The following is a 10,359-nucleotide window of genomic DNA, read 5'->3' as shown; positions in this document are numbered from 1 at the left end:
TGATTAATCATGTTTTTTATAATGTTTGAAATTCACTATAAATATACTGATTATCAGGCTTTTATGCAAATATTTTATTGCTTTTTATCATAAATTTTTTGCTTTTTTCTTGTGATTTTTAACCCTTAATTCGCATTAATAGTAATTAGGTTGTTTTTTGTATTTTTTTGTGACTTTTGTATCTTGTTAGTTAGTATTATAACTTTAAATTTACAAAATAGCAAAAAACACAAAAAAGAGCCTTTTTTAATTTTTTATGGATTTACAAGAGAAAGAAAAATTTAGAGATTCTATTGCAACAATAGATCAAAAAGGAAAAAGAAATTTTATTTTTCCTAAAAAACCGAGAGGTAATTTTTATAAATATAGAACTTATGTAAGCTGGGTCTTATTGGTTTTTATGTTTTCAGCCCCATTTATAAAAATTAATGGAAACCAATTATTATTATTTAATGTAATTGAACGTAAGTTTAACATTTTTGGATTTCCTTTTTGGCCTCAAGATTTTCATTTATTAGTAATTTCCTTGCTCGTAAGTATTGTCTTTATTATTTTGTTTACAGTTGTTTTTGGTAGAATATTTTGTGGATGGATGTGTCCCCAAACTATATTTATGGAAATGCTCTTTAGAAAAGTTGAGTATTTTATTGAAGGAGATAGAACGAAACAAATTAAATTGGAAAAACAAGATTGGAACTTTGAGAAAATTAGAAAAAAAATTTCAAAATGGTTTGTCTTTTTTATAATTTCCTTTTTAATTTCTAATGTTTTTTTAGCATATATAATTGGTTCAGATGTTATAGTTGGATATATTATTGAAGGTCCAGCAAATCATGTTAGTACACTCATAAATTTAACGGTATTTACTTTTATTTTTTATTTTGTATTTGCTTGGTTTAGAGAGCAAGTATGTATAATTGTTTGTCCGTATGGCAGATTGCAAGGGGTGCTTTTAGACAATAAATCAATAAATGTAGCTTATGATTTTGTTCGTGGTGAAGCTGAAAATGGACGAAAAAAAATAAAAAAGGATGAAGATAGAGCCAGTTTTGGCAATGGGGATTGTATTGATTGTGGTTTATGCGTTCAAGTATGTCCAACAGGTATTGATATTAGAAATGGCACCCAACTGGAATGCATTAATTGTACTGCATGTATAGATGCTTGTGACGAAATTATGGACAAAACTGGTTTCGAAAAGGGGTTAATTAGATATGCTTCAGAAGATAATATTGAAAATAAGGAGCAGTTTAAATTTACAACAAGGTTAATTGCTTACTCGGTAATTTTGAGCATTTTAATGATGGTATTGGTAGCAATGTTATTTTTAAGAAATGATGTGGAAGCAACAGTTTTAAGACTTCCAGGTCAAACGTTTCAAACTACTGAAACAGCTATTAGAAATATTTATACGGTGAAACTTATCAACAAAACTTCTTCCAATATTGAGAATATAGATATCAGATTAATTTCTCATGCGGGTAAAGTCGAATTAATTGGAGGTCTGTTAAAAGTAGATAGGCAAGATTTAAAAGAAGGGTCATTGTTTATTGAAATTGAAAAAAAGGACTTAACTTCGTCCAAAGAAAAATTAAAATTAGGGATTTATAAAGGAGAAGTATTGATAGAAACAACATCAACAACTTTTTCAGGCCCTTTAAAATAAATCTAATTAATGAAAATTAAAATAAGTTGGCCAGCAGGAATAATAATTGCAATGAGTGCTTTTATGCTATTTATATTATCATTTGTTATAAGAGCAGCATTTATTCCACAATATGAACATCATTTGGTTTCTGAAGATTATTATAAGGATGAGCTCAATTATCAGGGAGAAATTGATAAATTAAATAGAGGCATAGAACTAAAAGAAAATGTATACCTTAAAAAGGTGGATGATGGATTATTAATCGTTTTTCCGAAGGAATTTAATTTTAAAACCATTTCGGGAACAATTAAAATGCAACGACTTTCAAATGATAAAATTGATTTTAATGTACCTATAAAATTGGCATCAAATGAATTTTTAATTCAGGATAAAGACCTTGTTACTGGTAGATGGGATGTTAAAATTGAATGGAATGTTGGTGAAAATGCATATATGTTTAAAGAAAAAATAATGTACTAAAATGCTTTGGACGGCTTTAGTTTTGGGGTTATTGGGCAGTTTTCATTGTATTGGTATGTGTGGACCAATAGCTTTTGTTTTACCTATTAATAGAAAATCAAAACCAATAGCTGCTTTTCAAACTTTTTTATATCACTTTGGTCGAATAGTTACATACAGTTTTATTGGATTACTTTTTGGAATTATAGGAAAAGGATTATATCTATCTGGTTTTCAACAACGCCTGTCAATTGTAGTTGGAGTTCTAATGATAGTTTTAATTGTGTTTCCCCTTGTATTTAAAACTATAAAAAATCCATCTAGGCCATTAATCAGTATAATTGGAAAAGTCAAATCAAACTTAGGTTATTTCCTCAAAAAGAAATCCAATAGCGCCATTTTTTTTATTGGATTTTTTAATGGGTTTTTACCTTGCGGCTTAGTGTATATGGCTATAATTGGTTCAATTGCTGCCGGAAATTATGTTGACGGAGCATTATATATGGCTATGTTTGGATTAGGAACAGTTCCAATGATGACTGGGGCAATTTTTGTTGGAAACTTCATAACAATAAAAGTGCGTCAAAAAATTCAAAAAGCTATTCCAATTTTAGTGATTGTAATAGGATTATTATTTATATTGCGAGGTCTCGGATTGGGAATTCCATATATTTCACCTTCTGATGCAAATTTGCAATTATCAAACAATCCTGGACATTGTGTTACCGTTGAGGTTAATTAAGTTTATATGAAGAAAGATCCTCCAAAAATTAGTATTGAAGAATTTAATGCTATAAAATCAAATAAAGAGCTTAAAAAACTTATCATTAAAAAGAAAATTCCCACTAGTGATTCTTTGGATAAGGTATTTTATGAAGAAGAACTTCGTAAACTTCAAATAGAAATGGTGAAACTTCAACAATGGATTCACAAAAATAATAAGCGTGTAGCCGTTATTTTTGAAGGAAGAGATGCAGCAGGTAAAGGCGGTACCATTAGAAGATTTACTGAACATTTAAACCCAAGAGCAATGCGTGTGGTAGCATTAGATAAACCAACAGAAGTTGAAAAAGGGCAATGGTATTTTAGAAGATATATAAAAGAATTACCTAACGCAGGTGAAATTGTTTTTTTTGATAGAAGTTGGTATAATAGAGCTGTTGTTGAACCTGTAATGGGTTTTTGCAATGAAAAACAATACGAAACGTTTATGGCTCAACTACCGGAATTTGAACATATGATATACGAAGAAGAACAGATCTTAATAAAATTTTGGTTCTCCATCAGTAAAGATGTTCAACTCGATCGTTTTAATGCGAGAAATAAAACGCCTTTGAAAAGATGGAAATTTAGCCCTGTTGATAAAAAAGGGCAAGAGTATTGGGACAAATACTCGTATTATAAACAACAAATGTTTAGTAAAACTCATACGAGCTATAGTCCTTGGATTATTGTAAAAGCAAATGATAAAAAAGCGGCAAGACTAGAGAGTATGCGTTATGTATTATCAAAATTTGATTATGAAGGTAAAAATGAATCACAAACTCATATGCTTCCTGATCCAAATGTGGTTATGAGATATTTTCGTTCTTCACAACAAATAGATTAATTATGTCAAAGTATGTTTTAACTCAAAAAGATGCCGATCTTTTAAATACAAATAAAGGTATTAAGGCAATTCTATCCAAAGAACCTTATAATTTGGAAAAATCGGTACGATTTGTTCAATATGAGAATAGATTAAAAAAATTACAGGTTGAATTAATTAGAATGCAGACATGGGCTATTAGTAAAAACGAAAGAATAATTGTAATTTTTGAAGGAAGAGATGCGGCTGGAAAGGGTGGTGCAATAAGGAGAGCAACCGAAAGAATGAATCCTCGTCATTTGCGAATTATAGCCTTGACAAAACCTACTGAAGATGAAAAAACACAATGGTATTTTCAGCGTTACGTTAGCCAGTTTCCAAAAGCAGGTGAGATTATATTTTTTGATAGAAGTTGGTACAATAGGGCGGTAGTTGAACCAGTAAATGGATTTTGCACCAATGAAGAATATGAAATTTTTATGAATCAAGTTAATGATTTTGAACGTATGATTACAGAATCAGGAATTAGATTGGTGAAAATATATATGTCAATTTCTAAAAAAGAACAAGCCAAGCGATTTGAAGAGATTAAACAAGATCCGTTAAAACAGTGGAAAATGACAGCTGTAGATGAGCGTGCACAGGAACTATGGGATGTGTATACCGAATATAAATCAAAAATGTTTGATAAAACGGCTGATGGTATTATTCCGTGGAAAATTATAAAAGCTAATAAAAAAACTTTTGCAAGGATTAGCGCAGTAAATTACATTTTGAACACAATACCTTATGATAAAAAAGTTATCATATAAATAAAAAATGTTTATCAAAAGTCTAGGTTTTAAAACTCGCTTGTAAAATGTAATTTAATGTTTGGAAATTTTTGCTCAGTCATTTGAATTGTAAAAGCAGAATCAGCTAAAAATACAAGTTGACCTTTCTTATCATGTGCCAAAAAACGTTGTTTTACTCGTAAAAATTCTTTGAATTCAGGACTTTTTTTATCTTTTGGTTCAACCCAACATGCTTTATGCACATTTAAGTTTTCATAAGTACATTTAGCACTATACTCATGTTCTAAGCGATACTGAATAACTTCATATTGTAATGCTCCAACCGTTCCAATTACTTTTCTGCCGTTTAATTCTAGAGTAAATAACTGGGCAACACCTTCATCCATTAATTGATCTAAACCTTTGTATAGTTGTTTTGCTTTTAATGGATTGGCATTGTTTACATATCTAAAATGCTCTGGTGAAAAGCTTGGAATTCCTTTAAAACTAAGAATTTCACCACTTGTTAATGTATCGCCAATTTTAAAATTCCCAGTATCTTGTATTCCAACAATATCTCCTGGGAATGACACCTCAACAATTTCTTTCTTTTCGGCAAAAAAAGTATTTGGACTTGAGAATTTCATTTTTTTATTAAGTCGTACGTGTAAATATGGTTCATTTCTTTTAAAAGTGCCAGAAACAATTTTTATAAATGCTAACCTGTTTCTATGATTTGGATCCATATTGGCGTGAATCTTAAAAACAAAACCACTCATTTCTTCTTCCTTGGAGTCGATCAAACGAGTTTCAGCCATTTTTGGTTTAGGGGGCGGTGCAATTTCAATAAAACAATCTAGCAATTCTTTTACTCCAAAATTATTTAAAGCAGAGCCAAAAAACACAGGTTGTAATTCTCCATTTAAATATTCATTTTTGTCAAAATCTGGATAAACCTCTCTTAAAATTTCCAATTCTTCACGCAATGTGTTTGCTGATTTTTCACCAATAATTTTGTCTAATTCGGGGGTAGTAATATCATTAAATTCTATTCCATTTGAAACAGTTTGTTTATTGTCCCCTGAAAATAAATTTATCTTTTTTTCATAAATATTATAAATTCCCTTAAAATCGTAACCCATACCAATTGGAAAACTTAAAGGGGTAACTCTCAATCCTAATTTTTGCTCAACTTCATCTAATAAATCAAAAGCATCCTTACCTTCACGATCCATTTTATTTATAAAAACAATCATTGGAATTTTACGCATTCTACAAACTTCAACTAATTTTTCTGTTTGTTCTTCAACACCTTTGGCAACATCAATTACAACAATAACACTATCTACAGCGGTTAAAGTTCTAAAAGTATCTTCAGCAAAATCTTTATGCCCAGGAGTATCTAATATATTTATTTTTTTATTTTTATAGATAAATGCAAGTACTGATGTAGATACAGAAATTCCCCTTTGACGCTCAATTTCCATAAAATCGGAGGTAGCTCCTTTCTTTATTTTATTACTTTTTACGGCACCAGCTTCTTGAATTGCTCCACCAAATAATAGTAATTTTTCGGTTAGGGTAGTTTTACCAGCATCAGGATGTGAAATAATGCCAAAAGTTCGTCTTCTTTGTATTTCTTCTAAAAAAGTCATCACTAAAAATTTGAGGTGCAAATATAGGTTTTAAAGTTTGAAAGTTAAAAAGTTTGAAAGTTGAAAAGAGGATTAGTTTAAAATTCCCATATCTATTTTGTAAATTTGTATTTATTGAATAAATTATGAATGAAGAACAAGTAATTTTAGTGAATGAAAATGATGAGCAAATTGGTTTAATGCCAAAAATGGAAGCTCATGAAAAAGCAGTTTTGCACAGAGCATTCTCAGTATTTATTTTTAATGATAAAAATGAATTATTATTACAACAACGGGCTGCTGAAAAATACCATTCACCTTTATTATGGACAAATACTTGCTGCAGCCATCAACGTAATGGAGAAACAAATATTGAAGCTGGAAAAAGACGGTTATTTGAAGAAATGGGGTTTATGTGTGAGTTAAATGAAATGACTTGGTTTATTTACAAAGCTCCTTTTGAGAATGGTTTAACAGAACACGAATTAGATCATATAATGGTTGGTTATTTTAATGAAAATCCGATTATTAATAGGGAAGAGGTTGAGAGTTATAAGTGGATGCCGCTGGATGATGTTAATGTTGATATTGAAAATAAACCAGAAATTTATACCGAATGGTTTAAAATTATTTTTGAGAAATATTATAGTTTTATAAATATAAAAAAATAATGAAAGTAACTGTTAGTAGAAAAGCACATTTTAATGCGGCCCATAGATTGTATAATTCTGATTGGACTGATGCAAGAAACGCAACTGTTTTTGGTAAATGTGCAAACCCAAATTATCACGGACACAACTATGAGTTAATAGTTTCAGTGAAAGGTGAAATTCATCCAGAAACTGGGTTTGTTATGGATATGAAAATTTTGAAAAAATTAATTGAAATTGAAATTGAAGAGCAATTCGACCATAAAAATTTAAATGAAGAAGTTATTGAGTTTAAAACCTTAAATCCAACTGCTGAAAATATTTCGGTTGTTATTTGGAATAAATTGCGCTCAAAAATTGATGAGAAATTGGAATTGTCAATTACGTTATATGAAACACCTCGAAATTTTGTAACGTATTGTGGTGAGTAAAAAAAGCGGCTGGCTAAAAAAGTGAAATTTTAGTCAACCTCTTTTTTATGAAAATATTATTTTTTTTTGCAAGTATTCATTCCTAAAATTGGGTAAAGTGGACAAAAACTCACTAAACTTGTTAGCACAAAAATACCAGCAAAAATTAATAGAATAATTCCTAAAGTGCCTGAAATTAAATCAGTTGTAAAATATAAAATTGCAATAACAACAGCTATCAACATCCTGATAACTTTATCTGTACTTCCCATATTTTTTTTCATTGAAAAAGATTTTTAATTAATAATTAGGTCAAAATTACAATGTAGAAATAGGTTTTGCAGTGACAATAGTCACCACTACTCAAAAACTTCAATTTCATTGGTATGTTGTTTTACTTTTTCTTCGTTTTCTAATTTTTTTAAAACTCTACTAATTACCTCTCTTGCAGTTCCTAATTCATTTGCAATTTGGCGATGAGAAATTTTAATTGGATTTTTTTGAGTTAGATTTTTTTTATCAATTAAGTAATTATAAAGCCTTACATCTAACTTATCATTTACTAAATGATTGATTGTTTTTAATAATTCTGTATATCGAATATTGTATTGTTGAAAAAATAATTGATTAAAATTAGAATAATTTTTAACCCATTGATGTATTTTTGAAACAGGTAATAGTAAAACAGTTGTTTTTTCTTCTGTTACTGCAATAATTTGACTTGGAGAATTTTCTAAACAAGCCGAAAAAGACATTACGCAACTCTCTAGGGGCTTAATGTAATAAAGTAATAATTCTTTTTCTTCATAACGTGTAAAAACCTTAATTAAGCCATTTAAAACAATGGGAATTACTTTAATAAATTGACCATCTCTAACCAATTCTGTATCTTTTTCAACATACAATATCGTAGATTCTTTTAGAATTTCTTCTACAAGTTGCGAACCTAAAAAAGAAAGTTCAGTCCTTATTACAGATTCAAAATTATCCAACTATTTTTCTTTTTTCTTGTTTAATTCATCTTGTAACTTTCTCATTGTAATTTGTTCTCTTTCTAAAGATCTTTGTTTAGAAGCATCAAATTCTTCTTGTAGGTCTATTAGACGTTGTTTAAAATCTTCAGTTATTGTATTACTTCCATTATATTTTCTAATATAAAATACCAATATCAATATTAATATAATAATTATACTCAGCATAGTTTTTTTAAAGGTGGATTTGTCAAAATTTATTCCTAAAAAAGAAATACTTTGTTTTTCTAAATTTAAAGTGTCAAAGGAAGTAAGAGATGATTCAAACTCATTTTTTAAACTATCAAGTGTAATTTTTTGGGCATTAATTATATCAGTATTAGTTAATTGTAACTTGGTTAATGTTGAAACTGAATCAATCACATTATTTTTTAACTGATTAATCCAATTTAACTTTACAAGTTTACTATCGAAAGAATTTGGAGAGTTATCAATAATGTACCTAAACTGGTTTTCAACTGTACTGGTGTCTAAAGCTTTGTTATTTTGAGCAAAACTGTATAACGTGGTTGCCAAAAATACGATTAATATTACTGTAATTCTTTTCATAAGGTTTTTAAAATTCTAATTGTTTTTCTTTAGTTTGAGTATAGTATTTTTCTAATTCGTTTAAAAAATATTGTTTTTTGGCATTGTCTAATAAAGAATATTGAAAAGAGTTTTTAGCTAATTGATAAATATCTTCTTTGGTCAACTGTAGTGCTTTTTGAATCTCAATATAGTTTTTATTTATATTTCCACCAAAATAAGCAGGATCATCAGAATTTATAGTCACTTTAAGACCTAATTCCATCATTTTTTTTAATGGATGATTTTTTAAGTCATCTACAACGTTTAAAGCAATATTTGATAACGGACAAACTGTTAATGCTAAATCTCGATTTATAATTTCTTTTATTAAATTTTTATCCTGCAAGGCATTATTTCCGTGATCAATTCGCTTAATTCCTAATACGTCAATTGCTTCCCAAACGTATTCCGAGGAACCTTCTTCACCAGCGTGCGCCATTGGTATATATCCTTCTTCGACACAAGCTGCATACACATTTTTAAATTTTGAAGGAGGATTTCCTATCTCTGATGAATCCAAACCAACAGCTGTAATTTTTGCCTTATAGGGTAAAGAATCATTTAACGTTTTAAACGCTTCTTCTTCACTTAAATGACGTAAAAAACTCATTATTAAAATGGTGGAAATATTCAGTTTTTCTTGAGCATCTTTACAAGCTTTTGAAATTCCTGTAATTACTGTCTCAAATGAAACGCCACGATTCGTATGTGTTTGTGGATCGAACATTATTTCGGCATGTCTCACATTTTGAATAGCACAATTTTGCAAATAATGATATGTTAACTCGTAAAAATCTTGTTGGGTTACTAATACATGAGCGCTCTGATAATAAATATCTAAAAAATCTTGTAGGCAATTAAATTGATAGGCTTTTTCAACTTCTTCGACAGATTTATAAGGAATATTAATATTATTTCTTCGAGCAATTTTAAACATCAGAGAAGGTTCTAAAGAGCCTTCAATGTGTAAATGTAATTCTGCTTTTGGTAAATTTTCAATAAATGCTTGCATAGGGCAAAATTAATCATTTTAATAGTTTTAGTAACATTAGTTTAAAAAATATCCTATAATTTTTTAAAATATGTAAAAATGAAGAAATAAAATATGAATTACATTTGTTATCTTAAATTTAATCATTTCTTTTTTAAGAAATATTTTCGATTTAAGATGGCTGAGTTATACTAATTTAAAGTAAATTTGCAGCAAAATAAAAAAATAAATTATGGCAAGTATTAAAAATTTAAAAAAGGATATTAATTACGTTTTAGGTGATATTATTGAAGAGTGTTATACATGGGAATTAATGAATTCGAAAGCTGATAGTAGTAGCACTGAGGCTATTGTTAATGAAGCTATTGAATCTTTTGATAAGTTGGTTGAAAAAGTAAATGTAAAAAAGGTAGCAGATAAAAGAGCTCATTTTAATGCAATAAACAAAGAACTTGAAGAAACAGCAAGTAATTTGATAAAAAAAATTAATAAATTATAAATAAAGGAAACATCAGTTTTTATTTTTTTTTATTTAATTTTATTTGTATTTTAGTACAATAAAATCCCTAGTAGTACGTTCTAATAGTAACCAACTAAAAACCTCA

At 28.6% G+C, this 10,359-nt stretch carries 13 protein-coding genes; 8 read left to right on the top strand and 5 right to left on the bottom strand.

The window, feature by feature from the left end; all coding sequences use genetic code 11:
- Positions 1 to 256 precede the first annotated feature (256 nt).
- From ccoG to ppk2 (Q8S45_RS09455), 5 genes are read left to right on the top strand one after another with little or no spacing between them, the layout of a single operon-like run.
- Complete coding sequence (gene ccoG / locus Q8S45_RS09475; protein ID WP_305604103.1) at positions 257 to 1,666, top strand: cytochrome c oxidase accessory protein CcoG; 1,410 nt, start codon at positions 257 to 259, stop codon at positions 1,664 to 1,666.
- A 9-nt stretch (positions 1,667 to 1,675) separates the two neighbouring features.
- Positions 1,676 to 2,128 carry a FixH family protein gene (locus Q8S45_RS09470; RefSeq protein WP_305604101.1) on the top strand — a complete coding sequence of 151 codons (453 nt, stop codon included), beginning with the start codon at positions 1,676 to 1,678 and terminating at the stop codon, positions 2,126 to 2,128.
- A gap of 1 nt (position 2,129) precedes the next feature.
- The gene (locus Q8S45_RS09465; RefSeq protein ID WP_305604099.1) at positions 2,130 to 2,849 is read left to right on the top strand and encodes a sulfite exporter TauE/SafE family protein; all 720 of its coding nucleotides are present in this window, start codon (positions 2,130 to 2,132) and stop codon (positions 2,847 to 2,849) included.
- A gap of 6 nt (positions 2,850 to 2,855) precedes the next feature.
- Positions 2,856 to 3,716 carry a polyphosphate kinase 2 gene (gene ppk2 / locus Q8S45_RS09460; protein ID WP_305604097.1) on the top strand — a complete coding sequence of 287 codons (861 nt, stop codon included), beginning with the start codon at positions 2,856 to 2,858 and terminating at the stop codon, positions 3,714 to 3,716.
- Positions 3,717 to 3,718: 2 nt separating this feature from the next.
- Positions 3,719 to 4,507 (top strand): polyphosphate kinase 2, encoded by a 789-nt coding sequence (gene ppk2, locus Q8S45_RS09455; protein WP_305604095.1) that lies wholly within the window; start codon positions 3,719 to 3,721, stop codon positions 4,505 to 4,507.
- Between the two features lie 29 nt (positions 4,508 to 4,536).
- Here ppk2 (Q8S45_RS09455) and Q8S45_RS09450 read toward each other — a convergent pair whose 3' ends face one another.
- Positions 4,537 to 6,123, bottom strand: coding sequence for a peptide chain release factor 3 (locus Q8S45_RS09450; protein ID WP_305604093.1), 1,587 nt, complete (start codon positions 6,121 to 6,123; stop codon positions 4,537 to 4,539).
- Between the two features lie 125 nt (positions 6,124 to 6,248).
- On the opposite strand from Q8S45_RS09450, the gene idi reads away from it, so the two are divergent.
- Complete coding sequence (gene idi / locus Q8S45_RS09445; protein WP_305604092.1) at positions 6,249 to 6,773, top strand: isopentenyl-diphosphate Delta-isomerase; 525 nt, start codon at positions 6,249 to 6,251, stop codon at positions 6,771 to 6,773.
- Positions 6,773 to 7,183, top strand: coding sequence for a 6-carboxytetrahydropterin synthase (locus tag Q8S45_RS09440; RefSeq protein ID WP_305604090.1), 411 nt, complete (start codon positions 6,773 to 6,775; stop codon positions 7,181 to 7,183). Before idi ends, Q8S45_RS09440 begins: the two co-directional genes overlap by 1 nt.
- Positions 7,184 to 7,239: 56 nt before the next feature.
- Here the strand turns inward: Q8S45_RS09440 and Q8S45_RS09435 are convergent, their stop codons facing one another.
- The 4 genes from Q8S45_RS09435 to Q8S45_RS09420 form a co-directional block, all read right to left on the bottom strand.
- Positions 7,240 to 7,446 carry a DUF2892 domain-containing protein gene (locus Q8S45_RS09435; RefSeq protein ID WP_305604088.1) on the bottom strand — a complete coding sequence of 69 codons (207 nt, stop codon included), beginning with the start codon at positions 7,444 to 7,446 and terminating at the stop codon, positions 7,240 to 7,242.
- 75 nt (positions 7,447 to 7,521) lie between these two features.
- Positions 7,522 to 8,154 carry a Crp/Fnr family transcriptional regulator gene (locus Q8S45_RS09430; protein WP_305604085.1) on the bottom strand — a complete coding sequence of 211 codons (633 nt, stop codon included), beginning with the start codon at positions 8,152 to 8,154 and terminating at the stop codon, positions 7,522 to 7,524.
- Complete coding sequence (locus Q8S45_RS09425) at positions 8,155 to 8,742, bottom strand: hypothetical protein (protein WP_305604083.1); 588 nt, start codon at positions 8,740 to 8,742, stop codon at positions 8,155 to 8,157.
- Between the two features lie 7 nt (positions 8,743 to 8,749).
- Positions 8,750 to 9,775, bottom strand: coding sequence for an adenosine deaminase (locus tag Q8S45_RS09420; RefSeq protein ID WP_305604082.1), 1,026 nt, complete (start codon positions 9,773 to 9,775; stop codon positions 8,750 to 8,752).
- 211 nt (positions 9,776 to 9,986) lie between these two features.
- Here Q8S45_RS09420 and Q8S45_RS09415 point away from each other — a divergent pair, with 211 nt between their 5' ends.
- Complete coding sequence (locus Q8S45_RS09415; RefSeq protein ID WP_305604080.1) at positions 9,987 to 10,253, top strand: hypothetical protein; 267 nt, start codon at positions 9,987 to 9,989, stop codon at positions 10,251 to 10,253.
- Positions 10,254 to 10,359: the final 106 nt, after the last annotated feature.

The organism is Lutibacter sp., assembly GCF_030692605.1.
GTDB lineage: Bacteria > Bacteroidota > Bacteroidia > Flavobacteriales > Flavobacteriaceae > Lutibacter.
Note: the sequence above shows the minus strand (reverse complement) of the source record. Positions and strands in the feature narration are given on the sequence as shown.